The sequence below is a fragment of the Sulfuricaulis limicola genome, assembly GCF_002355735.1.
Classification (GTDB): Bacteria; Pseudomonadota; Gammaproteobacteria; order Acidiferrobacterales; family Sulfurifustaceae; genus Sulfuricaulis; species Sulfuricaulis limicola.
In genome coordinates, this window is the sequence record NZ_AP014879.1 from 2,629,568 (window position 1) to 2,647,093 (window position 17,526).

Here is a 17,526-nt window from a genome sequence, read left to right on the forward strand (position 1 = left end):
ATTTGATTTTAATAATAAAAAATCATGGCACAGCGATTGCTCTAGGGGATGGCAATGATGGCACTGATTCATTCGGGCCATCAGACATCCAACGCGTTGTTTTATTCTTTTTAAGGAGTCTTACGATATGAAAAAGTCACTGATCAGCCTGTTTGCCCTGGCATTCGCCATGATGTTCGGCATGGTGCACGTCGCCAGCGCGATGAAGCATGAAGCCCCGGCCGGCGCTGCCGCGGCGGAAGCCAAGAAAGAGGCGAAGCAGGAGAAGAAAGAGAAGAAGATGAAGAAGAAAGCCGCCAAGAAGGAAGAGAAGAAAGAAGAGATGAAGGGCGCGGCCCCGGCAACGCCGGCCACCCCGGCCGCTCCTGCGACCCCGGCCGCTCCTGCCAAGTAACAGCGTTTAGTTTTTGAGCTGCACCAAAGCGCCCCGAAAGGGGCGCTTTGCTTTGTAAGCCGCTACTTCTTCTTGGGCGCGACTTTTTTCTTCGCCGGTTTGGCGGCGGTTTTCTTCCCGGCCTTTTTCGCCGGGCTTTTCCCGGCCGCCGGGGCCTTGGCGCTGCGTACGCGCTCGATCAGCCCGCGCAAATAGTCCATATACTTCTGTGTATTCGCCACCGCGGTTTTGGCGGCGTCGATGCCGGACTCGCCCGGCTTGAGCTGGCGGTAGGCCATCTCGATTACGTCCTCATCCAGGCCGGCAAAACGTCCCGCCGCCGGACCGGCCAGGCGACACACTTCCTTCACGCTGGCCTTGGCCCGCAGGTTGATTTCGTGCAACTGTTTGGCACGGCTCGGCCCGACCCAGCTCACGATGGTCCATTGACCACCCGGTGCCCCGGGCTTGTCGAGGAAGTCCTGCCATACCTTGCTCGCGGCCTGGCAATCCTTGGTGACGCCTTCAAGGCGGGCCAGCACGTCGGCGCGCTGCTTGCCGCGGTCGGCTTTCCAGCGCGCTACCAGGTCAATCGCTCGGTCCAAACTATCCATTGAGTATCTCCGTTTCCTTGGTCTTGAGGGGCGCGGTACATCCCGCGGTTCAGCTTGTTTATTTATTTTGGGACAAGGGATGGGGACTGACAAGGTAAACGCAAACAAAATAAATCGGCTTTTTTGCCGGATTTTTGACTGATTCCAGGCTGGCGGCCGGCGGCGGCCGGCGCCGGAAGGACGGCGCGGCACGCGCCGGAATTCACAACCTATTTCGCCAGCCTGGCCTCGGACAGCAGGCGCTGCCCGGCAAAGCGGATGGTCATAATCCCGGCCAGACACACCAGCGCGGTGCCGCCGAAGGACAGCAGGTCCGGGATCTCACCCCAGAACATCCAGCCGATGGCGGCGGCGAACACCACGGTGGCATAGGTGAACGGACCGACCTGGGCCGCCGGTGCGTGGGAATAGGCGCGCGTCAGCAGCAATTGCGCCAGGCTCGCCAGCGCGCCCATCAAGATGAGCAGGGTCCACAAAGCGGGGTCGGGCGTCTGCCAGCGCCAGGCGAGCGGCACCGCGGACACCGCCGTGCACACGAGGCTGAAGTAAAACACAATGCGCAAGGTCGGCTCCGTGTGCGTGAGGCGCCGGATGCTGACCATCGCCAGCGCCGCAAACAGACCCGAGGCCACGCCGATGAGCGAAACCGGCGTGAACAGGTCGAGGCCCGGTTTCAGGATCAGCAGGATGCCGATGAAACCGGTGATGATCGCGGCCCATATCTTGCGCGGGATTTTTTCGCCCAGCCAGGCGGCGGCAATGAACGGCACGAACAGCGGCGTGGAGTAATTGAGCAGCGTGGCCTCGGCCAGCGGCAGGTGCGCGATGGCGTAGAAATAACAGTACATCGCCGCCACCCCGGCGAGCCCGCGCCACAGATGCCCGCGCAGGTTTTTGGTTTTCAGGTGGCCGACGCCGCGATGCAAGACCCATGGCAACAGCGCCAGCAGACCCATGACGCTGCGGAAGAACACCACCATCTCGTTCGGCAGATGCGCGGACATGTACTTGACCAGCGCGCCCATGACGGAGAACAGCAGACCCGAGGCGAGCATCAACAGCGCGCCGCGCCGGAGGTTGTCCGCGTGCGCCACCGGTCAGGGACCGCCGCGCAGCAGTAGTTCGCGCGGATCGGGATTCAGGTAGGTCTGGCCGGCAATGTACGGATCGGGATGGCGCCGGAAGTGATGCTTGAGCAGGGTCAGCGGCGCGGCGAACGGCGCCTCGCCCCGGCGGTAGGCGTGGATCATCCCGAGCAGTTCGGCCTTGTCCCCGGCGTCGAGATGTTTTTTCAGATAACCCATCAGGTGCATCAGCACATTGGCGTGGCGTGCCGGTGTCGCCAGGCGCTGGAACGCCTGCATCAGATGCAACAGATAGTCGCGTCCCGACTCCTTCAGATTCTTCCGGCCGGCCTGCGCCACCAGCCGTCCGAGCGCGCGGTAGGCCTCGACGTCATGCGCCATGAGCGCCAGCTTGTGGCGCGTGTGAAATTCCACCAGCCGCCCGGCGCTCAGCCCCTGCGCCGCGAGTTCCTGCCAGCGCCGGTAGACGAACACGCGCTCGATGAAATTCTCCCGCAGGCGCGGATCGCTGAGCCGGCCCTCCTCCTCCGCCGGCAACCAGGGTTGGCCGGAGAGAAACGCGTCGGCGTATATTCCCCGGCCGCTCTTGGCCGGCACCCCGGCATGCTGATACACCTTGACGCGCTCCATGCCACAACTCGGCGAGCGGCTCTTGAACACATAACCGCTCAGGTCGTCGAGCTTGCGCGCCTGCTGTTTGCCGTAGGCGGCGAGCTTGTCCGTGACATCGATCGAGGCGTCCTTCACGCCGACGGCGCGCGGTGCGGAGGCAGCGCCCACCAGCCGGATCGGCGGTCGCGGTATGCCCAGGCCGATGGCGACCTCGGGGCAGACCGGAACCCATTCGAAAAACTGCCCGAGCGTGCCGCTCAGAAAACTGTCGAGCTTGTGATTGCCGTCGAAACGCACCTTCTGTCCCAGCAGGCAACTGCTGATGCCAAGATGTATTTTGTCGCTGTGAACTTCCGTGGTTTTGGTCACCAGTCTCCGTCCTCCGCCTGAACCTGGCCGTCATTCTAAATCAGCCGGTGAGTTTCCGACGGTACATCCTGCAAAAATGCACCACTTGGCGCGCTACGCGGTCATGCCGGGGTGCTAAAGTTGCGCTTATGCTCATCCCGCAACTGGTGGCGCACCGCGGCTACCCCCGGCATTACCCGGAAAACACCCTGATCGGGCTCGAAGCCGCCATTGCCGCGGGGGCGCGCTTCGTCGAAGTGGACGTGCAGCTTTCGCGCGACCGCGTGCCGGTGCTGTTCCACGATCGCGACCTGAAGCGCCTGTGCGGTGTGCACGGAAAGGTCCATGACCTCCACTACGAGGAACTGTGGCACCTGCGCGTCGCCGAGCGCGAGCGTTTCGGCGAGCGATTCAAGGACGTGCACATCACCCGTCTGGCCGAGCTGGGCCATCTTCTGATACGCCATCCGGAGGTAACCGCCTTCATCGAACTCAAGCGCTCGAGCCTCGAGCGCTTTGGCGTCGAGAGCCTGCTGACACTGGTGCGGCGCTCGCTGAAGCCGGCGCTCGATCAATGCGTGCTGATTTCCTATTCGCTCGAGGCGCTGGTGGCGGCGCGCCAACAGGGCTGGCCCCGGCTCGGCGTCGTCATCGATCACTGGTACGAACGCGGGCAGGAACTCATTGATGAAATCCGTCCGGCATTTCTTTTTTGCGATGTCGACGGCCTGCCACGCGACGGCCATCTTGGCATCGATGGCATGAAGCTCGTGGTGTTCGAGGTCGCGGACGCCCCGCTGGCGCTGGCGCTGGCCGCGCGCGGTGTCGATTTCATCGAAACCTTCGCCGTCGGCGAGATGCTCCAGGAATTTTCCCGTCTCGCGCCGTCCGGATGACCACACCAACCTACGATGTCGTCATCATCGGCGGCGGCATTCATGGCGTCGGCGTGGCCCAGGCCGCGGCCGCCGCGGGCCATTCGGCGCTGCTGCTGGAACGGCAGGAACTCGCCCATGGCACCTCCAGCCGCTCCAGCAAGCTCATCCACGGCGGCCTGCGCTATCTCGAAAGCGCGCAGTTCGGGCTGGTGCGCGAATCGCTGCGCGAGCGCGAAATCCTCCTGCGCAACGCGCCCGGCCTGGTGCGGCGCGTGCCGTTTTACATCCCGGTTTATTCCTTCACCCGCCGCCCGCCGTGGATGATCCGCGCCGGGCTGTCGCTGTATGCCCTGCTCGGCGGACTTTCCCGCGACGCGCGCTTCGAATCCGTGCCGCGCGCGCGCTGGGACAGCCTCGACGGGCTCGACACCCGCGGGTTGCGCGCGGTGTTCCGCTACGAAGACGCCCAGACCGACGATGCCCGGCTGACCCGGGCGGTGATGCGCTCGGCGCAGGCGCTGGGCGCGGAACTGCGCTGCCCGGCGAATTTTCTGTCGGCGATACGCAGCGGGAACGGCTACCAGGTGCAATATCTCGATCGCGACGGGGAGCAAACCTGTGGCGCGCGGACGCTGGTGAACGCCGCCGGCCCGTGGGCCAATGCCGTGCTCGACCGCATCACGCCGCGCCCGCCGACGCTGACCGTGGAGCTCATTCAGGGCGCGCATGTCCTGATCGAGGGCGAGACCCGTTACGGCATCTATTATGTCGAGGCCCCGAGCGACGGGCGCGCCGTGTTCGTCATGCCATGGAAAGGACAAACCCTGGTGGGCACCACGGAAACCGCCTTCAGCGGAGACCCCGGAAGCGTGCGGGCGCTGCCGCAGGAAATTTCCTACCTGCAGGAAACGCTGCAACACTATTTTCCTCATCACCGCGGGCGGCTGCTGGACAGTTTTGCCGGCCTGCGCGTGCTGCCGCAAGGGCCCGGCACGGTGTTCCATCGCTCGCGCGAGACCGTGCTGCACCCGGATGACGCGGAAGCGGTGCGCCTCGTCACCGTCTATGGCGGCAAACTCACCGGCTACCGCGCCACCGCTGCGAAAGTCATGCGGCAGTTGCGGAAAGCACTGCCGGGGCGCGTGACGGTCGCGGACACCGCGAAACTGGGACTCTCCCCGTGACACAATGCCGCGGTCATCGCGCCTGAAACCAGTCATCGGCGGCTGGCAAACCGCGTCGGCTTTGCGCGCAAAGTCCTTGGCGTAAAAGCCTTTTTGGTTTCGGGAAAATCAGCGGCTTGCCAGACACGCACTTCTTCCACAGAATGCGCAAAAACATTAGAACATCAGGTCAGACGGAGGGGGCGGTATCAATGAATATCTTCGTGGGGAATCTCTCCGCGGCCGTCACGGCGGACGACCTGCGCCGGCTGTTCGCCGGCTACGGCACCACCATCAACGCCATCATCATGCGCGACACCGATACCGGCCTGCCGCTCGGCTACGGCCATGTGTACGTGGTGCCGGAGCAGGCCGCCTACGAGGCCATCATCAACCTCGACAAGCAAGAGCTGAAAGGCAGCCCCATCATCGTGCGCGAATGCCTGTACCGCACGCGCCAGGAACGGCGCCTGCGCCGCTTCCTGTGGCGCGGCAACGAGCGGCGGGTGGCGGAATCGCGCCGTCACAACGGCTACGATCAAACCTCCCGACAACGTACCGGTTGAACCGGTTCAGCCGGCGATTCGCTCAATCGTCCAGTAAACTCCGGTCGCAGCGATCAGCGCCGACAACGGCAACACCAGGCGCGCCCGGTACCAGCTTTTCGTTTTCCACCACAGGCCGATCAGCAGCCAGGCCAGGGTGATCACGGTGAGCTGGCCGAGCTCCACACCCAGGTTGAACGTCAACAATGCCGTCAGAAATTCCGAGCGCGGCAGGCCGATCTCGTGCAACACGCCGGCGAAGCCGAGTCCGTGCAGCAGCCCGAAACCGAAGACCACGAAGGCGCGCCACGGTTTCAGTTCCGACGTGACCAGGTTTTCGATCGCCACGTAGGCGATCGAGGCCGCGATCAGCGGTTCCACGATCGCCGGCGAAAGCGAGACGATGCCGTAGATACTCAGGCCGAGCGTAAGGGTGTGCGCCAGCGTGAACGCGGTCACCTGCACCAGCAGCGGCTTCCAGCGCGTGCTCAGCAGGAACAGCCCGAGCACGAACAGGATGTGATCGAGACCCTTGGGCAGGATATGGGTGAAGCCGAGCACGGTGTATTGCGCGGCGACTTCCAGTCGGGTTTTCTGTTGCAGGCCGACGCCCAGAATGTAGGGCTCGCTCCTGGCGCCGTTCTTCAGCCACAGCGCCACCGGATCTCCGCCCGATGCGGCCGGCAGCCGCACGATGCTCTCGCCGAAATCCGCCGCATAGCCCCAGCGGAAGACGCGCGCACCCGCCGGAACGGCGCCGCACAGATGCAACAGCGTCAGCCGCGCGCGCGCCGTGTCGCCGACCTCCGGCACCGTGATCGAACACAAGGCCGGTGGCAGGCGCGCCTCGTCGAAACGGATTTCAATCCCTTCGAAATATCGCGGCAGGAACTCGCGGATTTTTCCTTCGAGCACCGCGGGCGGCAAGTCGCGCAGCTGGTTGTACGTCTGCGCGTTGGGCGATTCATCGGTGTCCTTGTGCTGCGGGCTCACGCCTGCGATCACCGCCTCCATGTTGGCGCTGAGTTCGATGTCGTAGCGCTCGGCGCTGAAACTCACGGTCGCGATCGCGGGACGGATTTCGTGGGCGCGCGCGCCATTGGCAACGACCAGCAGCAACAAGGCCATCAATAAAATGGGTAATCGGGACATGCTTTGTGTTTTCCGGTTTGCGACGAAACGGGTATCGGAGCTTATGTTATGCTGCTGGTCGACGCTGCTACATGGACCTGCCTGTGACGACAAAATTCCGCGCGCAGTTTATGCGAAATTCACGCTACCTGCTCATTGCCGCATTACTGGCTGTCGCCTGGCCGGCCGTGGCCCACGACTTCTGGATCGAACCGCAGGCGTTCCGCCCCAAACCCGGAACGGCGGTGGGACTGCGCCTGTTCGTGGGCCAGGAATTCAAGGGTGACTCCGTGCCCTATTTCCCGCAGAAATTCGAGCGCTATGTCGTCGCCGGTCCGGCCGGCACGCAGCCCATCCCCGGCGTGCTGGGCGATGAACCCGCCGGCACGGTAACGCCGGCGGCGCCCGGGTTATATGTCATCGGGCTGCACACCAAACCGGACTCGGTCAGCTTCGATACCTCCGAAGAATTCGAAAAATATCTGCTCAAGGAAGGGCTCGAACGCAACCTGGCCTTGCATCGACAGCACCGGAAACCCGGAAGGAAAATCGAGGAGACTTATTTCCGCTGCGCCAAGTCGCTCATCGCGGCGGGAGCGGTCGGGGATGACGCGGACCACGTCCTCGGCTTTCCGCTCGAACTCATTGCCGAAACCAGTCCCTACCGCGCACGCACGCTGCGCCTGCGGCTGCTGTATCAGGGCAAACCGCTTTCCGGCGCGCTGGTGGTCGCGTTCAACAAGGCCGAACCGCTCGCCAAACTCAAGGCACGCACCGACGACAACGGGCGCGTGGAATTTTCCCTGCCGCATTCCGGCGTCTGGCTGGTGACGTCGGTGCACATGATTCCGGCGTCCTTCTTTTCCGGTCATGACTGGGAAAGCCTGTGGGCCTCGCTGACCTTTGAACGACCGTAAGGGGTTTCACATGAACCCGATGAAATTCCTGTTTTCAATATTTCTGATTGCCGGCGGTTTTCAGGCCGCGCATGCCGCCGAGTGGATCGGCCCGGATGAAAAGGTGGCGGGAAAATACAATGTGAAACAGCTGGAACAATTACTGGAACTGAACAAACCGGCCCTGAATGAAAACATCAAGGTTGTGCCGCTATCACGCAACGCGCGCGCGTCGAACGTATTGGTGCAGGTGCGCGACCGTGAGCCGCTGCATCGGCATATCGACAGCGACATCACGGTTTTTCTGTTGCGCGGCGAGGGCGAGATGCGTCTCGGCAAGGAAACGCGCCCGGTCAGGGCCGGCGACGTCATTCATATCGAGCGCGGCGCGATTCACGCCTACATCAACCGCGGCCCGGAACCGGCGGCGGCGCTGGTCGTCTACAGCCCCGCGCCCGGCCCGAAGGATCGCGTCCTCGCAGAGGACAAGTAAACAGACCCAACCATCCTTAAGCAGGAGCGGAAAATCAATGTCCGGACAGCTCAGACCATATCTTCAGAATCACGAATACAATTAGACCAAGAAATACGATCAACAAGATCACAGCCTGTTTCTTTGCCTTTTTTGCCTGGCCATCGAGCTCCCGTTTTACGTCTTGCGTCAGCTTCTCAAGCTTCGATACCACTGCTTGATGATTTGCCAGGTCATCTCCCGGTTTAACGGAGTCCATCAGTTTGTCAATCTCGGCAAGATTTTTGTCAATCGACAGATCGCCGGTTTTAGGTGTGACGCCGATGCGGCGTGAATACATGGCACGCAAATGCTTTACCGCAGCATCTATGTAGAGCGGCTCATGACTGAGCATGTTCAGGGAAATTTGCAGCTGATCGCGCTCGCTCGGTAATTGCAGCCATTTCATTCTGGATAGTCGCAGCAAAAACCCCATGCGTTGGAAATATTTTTGCGGCCCATAAACCGAGAGTCCCAAGAAATAGAATTTTGAGCTACGACTCTGGCGCACATGCAACAAGGCGTTATCCACATCGCCCCAAGGGATGTGCCCGTATACGTGGGTTGTGATCCCTCGATCATCCAGTATCAGATACGGCATCCCCATATTTCTGAGATAGGACAACAGCGCGAAAAACGACAGGAGGCCGAAGATTCCAGATCCAATTGCAAGCGCGTGTTCACCGTCTTCATACATAAATGGGACGGGCGCAAGAAAAATCACTACGCCTGCAATCAGCAGCATCGCGCTTCTCTTGCCGCGAAATATCCTGAGAGGACCGCGAAAATCCGGCGGGATAATAATCGGCTTTGGTTCTGTAAGCCGCTTGATCCGCTTGTCAGTGAAATACACGCCCACGGAGCTGGAAACAGCAATGAAAAGAACCGGCAAGCTCGCCGCGAAACTCTCTCTTGAGAGCGCAATAAATACCATGATGGCAATAACAGCAATAACCAGAAGCAACAGTTCTGCAGCGCGCCAGACTGAAACCACCTTACCTCCCCTGCACCGGACAGCAGTAATCCATGTCCTACTGAGCAAAAATGATAGTCCAAAAACAGGAGCGATGATTTGAGGGAAATGGAAACTATCTTAGTTACGTGTGACATGATTCATTTCTGCGCGCCAATCTTTGTAGCGTCTTGTCAGACCCGGGTTCGGTTTCGGCGCAAACGAGAAGCCCGGTTTTTCTTCCGGCCAGTTTTCGGGAAAACCGGCTAGCAGATACGCCGTCCCGCGCGCCGTGGCTTCGTGCTCCGCCGGCCGGTACACCGGCAAACCGCTGAGATCCGCCAGTCGCCGACACAATCCATCCAGCTGCGCCAGGCCGCCAGTGACGAGCAGGCGCTTCAGCGCCGGCGCCATTTTTTGCATGGTCTCGAGATTCGCCTGCAACAGGAACACGATGGACTCGACTACCGCGCAGGTCTTTTGCCACGGCTCGCCGTCTCCGATCAGGCACGAGGGAAAATCCGCCTCCCAGAACGGCGCACCGAGACCGGCGATACCATTGAGGAACAGCGGGATATCGCCGCTGCGCGCGAGCCACGCGGGCAGTTGCGCCTCGACATCCTTCAATCCCCATTCCTGTTCCGCCCAGCGGAGTGCCACGCCGGCGCCGTTCACGGTGCCTTCCAGCACATACAAGGTCCGGTCCGCGTCACGATAAACCACGCTGCTCAGCAAACCCGGGGTGTCGGGTGGCTGTGAAACGGCACGCTGTATGAAGGCACCGGTGCCGATGTTGACGTAAGCCGTGTCGGCCGACGGCATGCCGAGCGCGAACAGCGCCGCCGACTGATCGCCGCTGGCGACAGTCAATGGAATCCGGTGTTCATTCGCGCACAGCATGCCGAAGGCATGACGCGTGGGCACGCAACGCGGCAACACCTCGGCCGGGATTCCGAAAAGCTCCAGCAGCCACGGGTCCCAATCCATGGTGTGCAGACTCCACAACAACGTGCGCGCGGCATTGGCGGGATCCGCGACCAGGGGTTTTTCCTCGAGCAAGCGGAACAACAGGAAGCTCGCCAGCGGGCCCATGGCGAGCCGCCCTTCGCGCCGGGCCGCGGCCACATCCGGCAAGTAGTCGAGACACCAGCGCATCTTGGACGCGCCGTAATGCGGCGAGAGCACGAGTCCGGTGCGTTGATGAATTGCCCGGGACTGCGCAGAGAATTGATGGAGCCAGTCATGCGCGCGCCGGTCCTGCCAGCTGATGACGGGCGAGAGCGCTTCGCCCGTATGACGGTCCCAGCAAACCATGCTGGAGCGTTGCGTGGCGATGCCGGCGCAACGGATTTGACCGGCGCGAGCGCCCAGCGATGTTATCGCTTTGGTAATGACCGCCTGCAGCGAGGCGACCAGTTCCTCCGGATCCTGTTCCACCCAGTCCGGATGCGGCTCGCGCACAGCCACTTCGCACAAGTCGCTGGCCTGCAACACGCCCCGATGATCGAACACCAGCGTGCGGCTGGCGTGGCCGCCCTGATCGAGACAGAGATACAGCGGATCGGACGCGGCGGATGGCAAACGCGTTTATTTCAGGGCCGGGAGATGCCGGTACCAGTCGTAATCGCCAACACCGGTCACCATGAACGAGGGATTCAGCAGCGAGGATTTGTTATACCTCAGCGGCCGGCGTTCGAGATCGGTCACGCGCCCGCCGGCGGCCTCGACCACGCACTGCGCCGCGGCCGTGTCCCACTCCATGGTCGGGCCCAGGCGCGGATAGACGTCGGCCGTGCCTTGCGCGACCAGGCACAGCTTGAGCGAACTGCCCATGCTCACGACGTCGTGCGCACCGAGATTTTTCAGGAACGCCTCGGTCTCCGGTCCGGCATGTGAACGGCTCGCGACCACCATCGGTTTCCCGCCGGCGAAGCGGCGCACCCGGATGGCCTCCACCTCGCACTCGCCCTTCTGCCGGAACGCCTCCGCGCCGGCGGCGGCGAAATAGGTCAGCCCCGTCACCGGCACGTACACCACGCCCAGCACCGGCCGGCTTCCCTCGATCAGGGCGATGTTCACGGTGAACTCGCCGTTGCGGTTGATGAACTCCTTGGTGCCATCCAGCGGGTCTACCAGCCAGAATCGCTTCCAGCCCGCGCGCGTTTCAGGACTGACCTTGGCCGATTCCTCGGAGAGCACGGGCACGCCGGGCGTGAGCCCCTCCAGCCTGGCGCAGATGATTTCATGCGCGGCGCGGTCCGCCTCGGTGAGCGGCGAGCGGTCTTCCTTCTGCTCCACGGTGAATCCGCGTTCGTAGACGTCCAGAATGACGCGACCGGCGTCACGCGCGATGTCGCAGACCGCGTTCAGGTGATCACGGGGATTGAAATCATTCATTGACGGTCAGCGCCTCCCTGCCAGCAGTTCGCGCACCAGCAGCAGCGCCGCGATCGAGCGCGCTTCGGTGCATTCTTCGTGTTCGAACAGTTCGGTCAGGCGGTCCAGCGACCATGGCACGACCTCGATCGCTTCCGGCTCGTCGCCGGGGCGACGCTCGGGATAAAGCTCCTGCGCCAGCACCAGGTGCGTGGCATGACTGAAATAGCCGGGCGCGAGCGTGACCGACTTGAGATGGGTCAGCTTGCGGGCGCCGTAACCGACCTCCTCCATGATCTCGCGGTTGGCGGCCTCGAACGGCGATTCGCCTTCCTCGATGAGTCCCTTGGGCAGCGCCAACTCATAGCGCTCGACGCCGGCGGCGTACTCGCGGATCAGCAGCACCGTGCTGTCGTCGAGCATCGGCACCACCAGCACGGCGCCGCTGGAGGCGCTGCGCAGGCGCTCGTAATTCACCTCGCATCCGTTGGCGAAGCGCAGCCCCACCTGCTCGATCCGGAACAGGCGCGTGCGCGCGATGGTCTCGGTGCGGGTAATAACGGGCTTCCGGCTCATGCCAACTCCGTGCGACATATTCGCAAGGTTAATCCTTTTTGATTGGCGAAACAAAAATTCATTCATTCCCTCCGCCCCCGCAACGGGTATATGCTTGTGCCGATACATTTTTCTCATGCGCGGGGAAAACCCATGATCGTTATCGAGGAACAAAACGACCTGCTCAAGGCGACGGTCTACGCCGAGCTGTCGCTCGCGGATTTCCGGGAATTCGAAACCGCCGCCCAGCACGAGCTCAGGCAGGCGCCGAAAATCAAGTTGCTGCTCGACCTGACGAAGATGTCGGGTTACACCGTCGACGTCGCCTGGGAGGACATTCGCTTCACGCGCGCCCATGCCCATGACTTCCGCCGCATCGCGGTGGTCACGGGCAGCCTGTGGGTGACCTGGCTCGGCTGGTTGCCGTCCGCCTTTACCGACGCCGAAATCAAACATTTCGAGGACGTCGCGGCGGCGGGCGCCTGGCTCCAGGGCGGCTGACACTCATGGTTGCCTGGAACCGTCTCGACACCCTGCTGCTCGACCTCGACGGCACGCTGCTCGACCTGCATTACGACAATCATTTCTGGCTCGAACACGTGCCGCGCCGCTACGCCGAAACGCACGGGCTTTCGCCCGAGGCCGCGCGCGAGGAAGTGCTGGGGCGCTACAAGCGCGCCGAGGGCACGCTCAACTGGTACTGCGTGGATTACTGGAGCCGGGAACTGCGGCTCGACATCCCGCTGCTCAAGGAAGAGGTGAATCACCTGATCGCGGTGCATCCGCATGTGCTCGACTTTCTCGAGGCGGTCAAGGCCCTGAAAAAACGCGTGGTGCTGGTCACCAACGCCCATGGCAAAACGCTGGCCATCAAGTTCCAGCGCACCGCCCTGCACGGCCACTTCGACGCCGTGGTGTGTTCGCACGATCTCGGGCTGCCGAAGGAACACGCGGATTTCTGGGACAAGATGCAGCAGGTGCAGCCGTTCGAGAAACGTACCGCGCTGCTCATCGACGACAGCCTGCCGGTGCTGCGCTCGGCCAGCCAGTACGGCATCGGTCAGCTGCTGGCGGTGTACAAACCGGATTCGAAACTGCCGGAGAAAGACGTGGGGGAATTCCGCGCCATCCGCAGTTTCCGGGAGATCATGCCCTGAGGCAAGGAGGCATCATGAAACCGGCTGTCATACCGCTGCTCACGGTCCTGCTCGCGTCCTGTCAGACCGCGGCTTACGAAGGCAACGAGAACTCGCCGTTTTATTCCGTTCCCGCCGGCTCCGCCCTGATGCTCACGCGCAGTCTCACCATCCCGGCCGAGCAGGTGGCGGTGTTCCTGCAGGGCGGCGAGGTCGTGGCGTCGGACCGCATCAACCAGTATTACCCGCACTGCAAATTCGAGCTGCAACAGCGTCGCGACACGGCGCAAACCGTGCAACCGGACGGTTTCGAGATCACCAAAGTCACGCAGGAAATCGGACACAGCGTCGCGCTCGATGGCCTTAGGCTCGCGGGGGTGTCCGTCGGCATCGGCATCAATATCGGTTCACGGGGCGACGGCGCCAGTCTCCAGACCTGGAGCACGCGCATGACGTTGCGCTCCGCGCGCCAGCCCGGGGTGTTCCGGCTGTCCTGCGGGCAGACGGCGCTGCCGCACGAAGGCCGGCACGTCAGCATCAACGAGATGCGCAAGGCGCTGGGTGCGGTATTCCTGCTCAAGTTGCCGTCCGGTCGTTCACCGTCACCCTGAGCGGATTCATGAACCTCAAACGCCTGTTGCTGGCCCTGCCCCTGCTGTTCACATCCTGTCATGGTCGTGAAGAGACCGATGAGAACTCGCCTTACTTCGTCATTCCCGCAGGCTCACGACTGGTGTTGCATCAGGCGGTCACCATTCCCGCCTTTAGCGCGGGCGTTTATCTGCAAGGTTCATGGATGCCATGGTCCCAGATCAGCCGTTATCACCCGCATTGCAAGCTGGAACTGCAGCAGCCGATGGATTCGGCGCAAACCGTGGAGCCGGACGAATTCGTGATCACGCACGCCGGCGAGGAAGCGGAAACCCAGGAAGGGCTGGAGATCCGCGCGCGCGTGCTGGAGTTGCGCTCCGAACGTCAGCCCCGTGTCCGGCGTCTGAGCTGCGCCATCTGGCAGACCGCCGCCGGGGGACGACCCATCAGCGGACGCGAACTGCGTCAGGCGCTGGGCGAAATCCTCACGCTTGAGCTTGGCGGGCGCGCGCCGGCGCCGAAGCCGCGCGCTTGAAGCGCCGGTCCCAGTTCTTGAACTTCCTGCGGCAGTAATCCAGCAGGGATTCATAATCGGGAAAGAAGATATCGAAATCCTCGTGGCCGGACGGGCCTTCGAACTCGCAGCCGTCGTTGGAATGGTCACGGCAGATCTGCGGACGGGTTTCGTAGATGCCGCAGCGCCCGCCGGGCTGCAGGTGCCGGCAGGGATTGTTGACCAGCAGGAACCAGCCGTCCTCGTCCTTGTACATCTGGGTGTTCACGTGCGAGATCTGCCACAGCAGCAGGTCGAAATCCTCCATCGAACGCGGCGTGTCGAGCGGCTGGGTCAGGTAGGTGCAGCAGGTCGCGCCCTTGCAGTAGCTGCATTTGTTCTCGGGGGTGATTTTCACCTCGCCCGCAAGCGCGATGGGAATGATAGTGGTCATGGGTTTTCAGCCAGGTCGGTTCGGAAGGGGCGGCATTATAGCGGCGGCTCACAGGGATGACGAGGCGGCGGCGATCGAATGCGCCGGCGCGCGGTTCCGCCGTTCCTGTCATACAATAAGCTGATCATCGGCGAAGAGAACCAGCATGAAACTGAGCGCCAGGGACTTCAAGGCCTGGGACAACAAGTGCATCACCCTCCTCGGCATGTCCGGGGTCGGCAAGACGCGCCTGGCCACCCGGCTGCGCAAGCGCAACTGGTTCCATTATTCCGGGGACTATCGCATCGGCACGCGCTATCTCGACGAGGCCATCCTCGACCACATCAAGCAGCAGGCGATGCAGGTGCCGTTCCTGCGCGAGTTGCTGCGCTCGGACTCGATCTACATCCGCAACAACATCACCGTGGACAATCTCCAGCCGGTGTCGAGCTTCCTCGGCAAGCTCGGCAACCCGGAAAAGGGCGGGCTCGGCCTGCGGGAGTTCAAGCACCGCCAGGAATTGCACCGGCAGGCGGAGATCGCCACCATGCGCGATGTTCCCGAATTCATCCGCAAGGCGAGCGAGATCTACGGCTACAAGCATTTCGTCAACGACGCCGGCGGCTCGCTGTGCGAGCTCGACGATCCGGCCACCATCAAAATCCTGGCCGATCACACGCTCATTTTGTACATCCGCGCGACCGAAAAAGACGAGCAGGAACTGATCCGCCGCGCCGAGGAAGATCCGAAGCCGCTGTATTACCGCGAGGCCTTCCTCGACGAGCAGCTCGCGGTTTACCTGCGCGAAAACAAGCTCTCCTACGTGGCGCAGATCGATCCGGACGATTTCGTGCGCTGGATGTTCCCGCGCCTGTTCCATTCGCGCGTGCCGCGCTACCAGGCTATCGCCGACCAGCATGGCTACACCGTCAGCACCGACGAACTCAGGGAAGTGCGCGACGAGGCCGGCTTCCTGCGGCTGGTGGAAAAAGTTCTGGAAAGGTAATCCCGGGTCCCGCCATGCCACTGGTCGCCAATTCCAAGCTGCCGACATTCGACCGCCTCAAGCAGGAAGGCGAAAACGTCCTTCCGGGCGACGTCGCGCTGCACCAGGACATCCGCGAGCTGCACATCGGGCTGCTCAACATGATGCCGGACGCGGCGCTGGCCGCGACCGAGCGCCAGTTCTTCCGGCTCGTCGGCGAATCGAACCAGATCGCGCAGTTCTACATGCATCCGTTCACGCTCAAAGAGCTGAAGCGCAGTTCCGAGGCCGAGGTCTACGTCGGCCAGTACTACGAGAGCTTCGACCAGATCCGGGAGCAGGGGCTGGATGCGCTCATCGTCACCGGCGCCAACGTCACCCAGCCGGACCTGGCGCTGGAGCCGTTCTGGAAACCGCTCAACAAGGTGATCGACTGGGCCTACGACAACGTCACGTCCACGCTGTGTTCGTGCCTGACAACGCACGCGGTGCTGCAATTCCGCTACGGAAAAAAACGCCGCCACCTGGGCTTCAAGCGCTGGGGGGTCTATTCCCACAGCGTCGTGGACCGCAAGCACCCGCTGGTCAGCGACGTCAACACGCGCTTCGACGTGCCGCATTCGCGCTTCAACCAGATCGACCGCGAGCAGTTCGAGGCCGCCGGCCTGCACATCCTGGTCGAAAGCGACGTCGCCGGCGTGCACCTGGCCGCCAGCGAAGACCGCTTTCGCATCATCTTTTTCCAGGGACACCCGGAATACGACACGGTGAGCCTGTTCAAGGAATACAAGCGCGAGGTCAACCGCTTCCTCAAGGGCGAGCGCCCCGACTACCCGCCGTTCCCGGAAAACTACTTCAGCCTGCTGACCGAGGCCATGCTCGACGAGCACCACGACATGCTGCTGGCGGCCCGGGCCCGGGGCAAGCCGATTCCGGAGCTGCCGGAGTCCATCATCGTGCCCGCTCTCGACAACACCTGGCACGACACCGCCGAGGCCGTGATCAACAACTGGATCGGCAAGGTTTACCAGGTCACCAACAACGACCGCCGCAAGCCGTTCCAGGACGGCGTGAACCCGGACGATCCGCTCGGGCTGCGACGCTGATCCCGGCTTCGTCCGCCGCTCAGCCCTGGGGCTCGGCGACGATCGGCTCGACCACGATCTCCACGCGCCGGTTGAGACGGCGACCCTCTTCCGTGGCGTTGGTCGCACGCGGCGAGTTTTCGCCTTGCCCGACGGAAGCCAGACGCTGCGGAATAACGCCCTTGGCACCCAGGTAATCCGCCACCGCGCCGGCACGGCGTTCCGATAATGACTGGTTGTACTGCTGCGTGCCGACATTATCGGTATGGCCGACGACGGTCAGATGCGTCTTGCCGTAGCGCACCAGCACGTTGGCGATCTTGTCCATGGTGCTGTGGAAACCCGGCTTGATCGCCGCGGAATCAAAATCAAACGCGGTCTGCGCCGTCATGGTGATCAGCAGATTGTTCTGGCCCGTTTTCGCCACATTGATGACGCCAGCCTGGACCTCCGGAGCCAGCACCTTCTCGAGATCCTTTTTCTGCGAATCCATGTAGGTGCCCACGGCCGCGCCGGCGAGACCGCCGCCGACCGCGCCGATCAGTGCGCCCTTGGCGCGCTTGTCCTTCTTGACCAGGGCACCGACGACCGCGCCCGAGGCGGCGCCGATCAGCGCGCCCTTCTCGGCATCGGTCATGGGACGGCGGTTGCCGTACTCGTCGGTGGCGCAACCGACAGAAAACACCGCGAACGCCGCAATGATCGTGTATATGCCGAAACGCTTCATGTCACGAACCTCCGATATTAAGATTTAAATTAAATAT

22 protein-coding genes are annotated in these 17,526 nt (G+C 62.5%); 12 read left to right on the forward strand and 10 right to left on the reverse strand.

Annotation, left to right across the window (positions count from 1 at the left end; genetic code table 11):
- Nucleotides 1-127: 127 nt before the first annotated feature.
- Complete coding sequence (locus SCL_RS12715; protein WP_096361554.1) at nucleotides 128-394, forward strand: hypothetical protein; 267 nt, start codon at nucleotides 128-130, stop codon at nucleotides 392-394.
- A gap of 62 nt (nucleotides 395-456) precedes the next feature.
- Here SCL_RS12715 and SCL_RS14410 read toward each other — a convergent pair whose 3' ends face one another.
- From SCL_RS14410 to SCL_RS12730, 3 genes are all read right to left on the reverse strand, one after another.
- Nucleotides 457-987: a hypothetical protein gene (locus SCL_RS14410; RefSeq protein WP_096361555.1), complete on the reverse strand. Its 531-nt coding sequence runs from the start codon at nucleotides 985-987 to the stop codon at nucleotides 457-459.
- Between the two features lie 209 nt (nucleotides 988-1,196).
- Nucleotides 1,197-2,081 carry a DMT family transporter gene (locus tag SCL_RS12725; protein ID WP_096361556.1) on the reverse strand — a complete coding sequence of 295 codons (885 nt, stop codon included), beginning with the start codon at nucleotides 2,079-2,081 and terminating at the stop codon, nucleotides 1,197-1,199.
- Nucleotides 2,082-2,084: 3 nt separating this feature from the next.
- Nucleotides 2,085-3,053 carry a YbgA family protein gene (locus tag SCL_RS12730; protein ID WP_172426049.1) on the reverse strand — a complete coding sequence of 323 codons (969 nt, stop codon included), beginning with the start codon at nucleotides 3,051-3,053 and terminating at the stop codon, nucleotides 2,085-2,087.
- A 128-nt stretch (nucleotides 3,054-3,181) separates the two neighbouring features.
- Between SCL_RS12730 and SCL_RS12735 the strand changes: the two genes are divergently transcribed.
- From SCL_RS12735 to SCL_RS12745, 3 genes are all read left to right on the forward strand, one after another.
- A complete protein-coding gene (locus SCL_RS12735) occupies nucleotides 3,182-3,928 on the forward strand; it encodes a glycerophosphodiester phosphodiesterase family protein (RefSeq protein WP_096361558.1) in 747 nt (248 codons plus the stop codon).
- Nucleotides 3,925-5,094, forward strand: coding sequence for a glycerol-3-phosphate dehydrogenase/oxidase (locus tag SCL_RS12740; protein ID WP_096361559.1), 1,170 nt, complete (start codon nucleotides 3,925-3,927; stop codon nucleotides 5,092-5,094). The genes SCL_RS12735 and SCL_RS12740 overlap by 4 nt, the downstream gene beginning before the upstream one ends.
- A gap of 191 nt (nucleotides 5,095-5,285) precedes the next feature.
- Complete coding sequence (locus tag SCL_RS12745) at nucleotides 5,286-5,639, forward strand: RNA recognition motif domain-containing protein (RefSeq protein ID WP_172426050.1); 354 nt, start codon at nucleotides 5,286-5,288, stop codon at nucleotides 5,637-5,639.
- Nucleotides 5,640-5,645: 6 nt separating this feature from the next.
- Here SCL_RS12745 and SCL_RS12750 read toward each other — a convergent pair whose 3' ends face one another.
- Entirely contained in the window at nucleotides 5,646-6,770 is a 1,125-nt protein-coding gene (locus tag SCL_RS12750; protein ID WP_096361561.1) for a HupE/UreJ family protein, read from the reverse strand.
- 110 nt (nucleotides 6,771-6,880) lie between these two features.
- On the opposite strand from SCL_RS12750, the gene SCL_RS12755 reads away from it, so the two are divergent.
- Nucleotides 6,881-7,666 carry a DUF4198 domain-containing protein gene (locus tag SCL_RS12755; RefSeq protein WP_172426051.1) on the forward strand — a complete coding sequence of 262 codons (786 nt, stop codon included), beginning with the start codon at nucleotides 6,881-6,883 and terminating at the stop codon, nucleotides 7,664-7,666.
- A gap of 10 nt (nucleotides 7,667-7,676) precedes the next feature.
- On the forward strand, nucleotides 7,677-8,138 hold the full coding sequence (locus SCL_RS12760; RefSeq protein WP_096361563.1) for a cupin domain-containing protein: 462 nt from the start codon (nucleotides 7,677-7,679) through the stop codon (nucleotides 8,136-8,138).
- Nucleotides 8,139-8,172: 34 nt separating this feature from the next.
- Here the strand turns inward: SCL_RS12760 and SCL_RS12765 are convergent, their stop codons facing one another.
- From SCL_RS12765 to nudE, 4 genes are all read right to left on the reverse strand, one after another.
- Complete coding sequence (locus tag SCL_RS12765; protein WP_148665096.1) at nucleotides 8,173-9,150, reverse strand: hypothetical protein; 978 nt, start codon at nucleotides 9,148-9,150, stop codon at nucleotides 8,173-8,175.
- A 99-nt stretch (nucleotides 9,151-9,249) separates the two neighbouring features.
- The gene (locus SCL_RS12770) at nucleotides 9,250-10,689 is read right to left on the reverse strand and encodes an FGGY family carbohydrate kinase (RefSeq protein WP_096361565.1); all 1,440 of its coding nucleotides are present in this window, start codon (nucleotides 10,687-10,689) and stop codon (nucleotides 9,250-9,252) included.
- Between the two features lie 6 nt (nucleotides 10,690-10,695).
- Nucleotides 10,696-11,505, reverse strand: a complete 810-nt coding sequence (gene cysQ, locus SCL_RS12775; RefSeq protein ID WP_096361566.1) for a 3'(2'),5'-bisphosphate nucleotidase CysQ — start codon at nucleotides 11,503-11,505, stop codon at nucleotides 10,696-10,698.
- A 6-nt stretch (nucleotides 11,506-11,511) separates the two neighbouring features.
- The gene (gene nudE / locus SCL_RS12780; protein WP_096361567.1) at nucleotides 11,512-12,060 is read right to left on the reverse strand and encodes an ADP compounds hydrolase NudE; all 549 of its coding nucleotides are present in this window, start codon (nucleotides 12,058-12,060) and stop codon (nucleotides 11,512-11,514) included.
- A 132-nt stretch (nucleotides 12,061-12,192) separates the two neighbouring features.
- Between nudE and SCL_RS12785 the strand changes: the two genes are divergently transcribed.
- The 4 genes from SCL_RS12785 to SCL_RS12800 are packed head-to-tail and all read left to right on the forward strand — an operon-like array spanning nucleotide 12,193 to nucleotide 14,301.
- Nucleotides 12,193-12,540: a SpoIIAA family protein gene (locus SCL_RS12785; protein ID WP_096361568.1), complete on the forward strand. Its 348-nt coding sequence runs from the start codon at nucleotides 12,193-12,195 to the stop codon at nucleotides 12,538-12,540.
- A gap of 5 nt (nucleotides 12,541-12,545) precedes the next feature.
- Nucleotides 12,546-13,196 (forward strand): GMP/IMP nucleotidase, encoded by a 651-nt coding sequence (gene yrfG, locus SCL_RS12790; protein WP_096361569.1) that lies wholly within the window; start codon nucleotides 12,546-12,548, stop codon nucleotides 13,194-13,196.
- A 14-nt stretch (nucleotides 13,197-13,210) separates the two neighbouring features.
- Nucleotides 13,211-13,786 carry a hypothetical protein gene (locus SCL_RS12795; RefSeq protein ID WP_096361570.1) on the forward strand — a complete coding sequence of 192 codons (576 nt, stop codon included), beginning with the start codon at nucleotides 13,211-13,213 and terminating at the stop codon, nucleotides 13,784-13,786.
- 8 nt (nucleotides 13,787-13,794) lie between these two features.
- On the forward strand, nucleotides 13,795-14,301 hold the full coding sequence (locus SCL_RS12800) for a hypothetical protein (protein ID WP_096361571.1): 507 nt from the start codon (nucleotides 13,795-13,797) through the stop codon (nucleotides 14,299-14,301).
- Here SCL_RS12800 and SCL_RS12805 read toward each other — a convergent pair.
- On the reverse strand, nucleotides 14,252-14,713 hold the full coding sequence (locus SCL_RS12805) for a YkgJ family cysteine cluster protein (protein WP_096361572.1): 462 nt from the start codon (nucleotides 14,711-14,713) through the stop codon (nucleotides 14,252-14,254). The genes SCL_RS12800 and SCL_RS12805 overlap by 50 nt on opposite strands.
- Before the next feature lie 145 nt (nucleotides 14,714-14,858).
- Here SCL_RS12805 and SCL_RS12810 point away from each other — a divergent pair, with 145 nt between their 5' ends.
- Nucleotides 14,859-15,698 carry an ATPase gene (locus SCL_RS12810; protein ID WP_096361573.1) on the forward strand — a complete coding sequence of 280 codons (840 nt, stop codon included), beginning with the start codon at nucleotides 14,859-14,861 and terminating at the stop codon, nucleotides 15,696-15,698.
- Between the two features lie 14 nt (nucleotides 15,699-15,712).
- A complete protein-coding gene (gene metA, locus SCL_RS12815) occupies nucleotides 15,713-16,783 on the forward strand; it encodes a homoserine O-succinyltransferase MetA (protein ID WP_096361574.1) in 1,071 nt (356 codons plus the stop codon).
- Between the two features lie 19 nt (nucleotides 16,784-16,802).
- Here the strand turns inward: metA and SCL_RS12820 are convergent, their stop codons facing one another.
- Nucleotides 16,803-17,489: a YiaD family glycine zipper/OmpA-like lipoprotein gene (locus SCL_RS12820; RefSeq protein ID WP_096361575.1), complete on the reverse strand. Its 687-nt coding sequence runs from the start codon at nucleotides 17,487-17,489 to the stop codon at nucleotides 16,803-16,805.
- Nucleotides 17,490-17,526 lie beyond the last annotated feature (37 nt).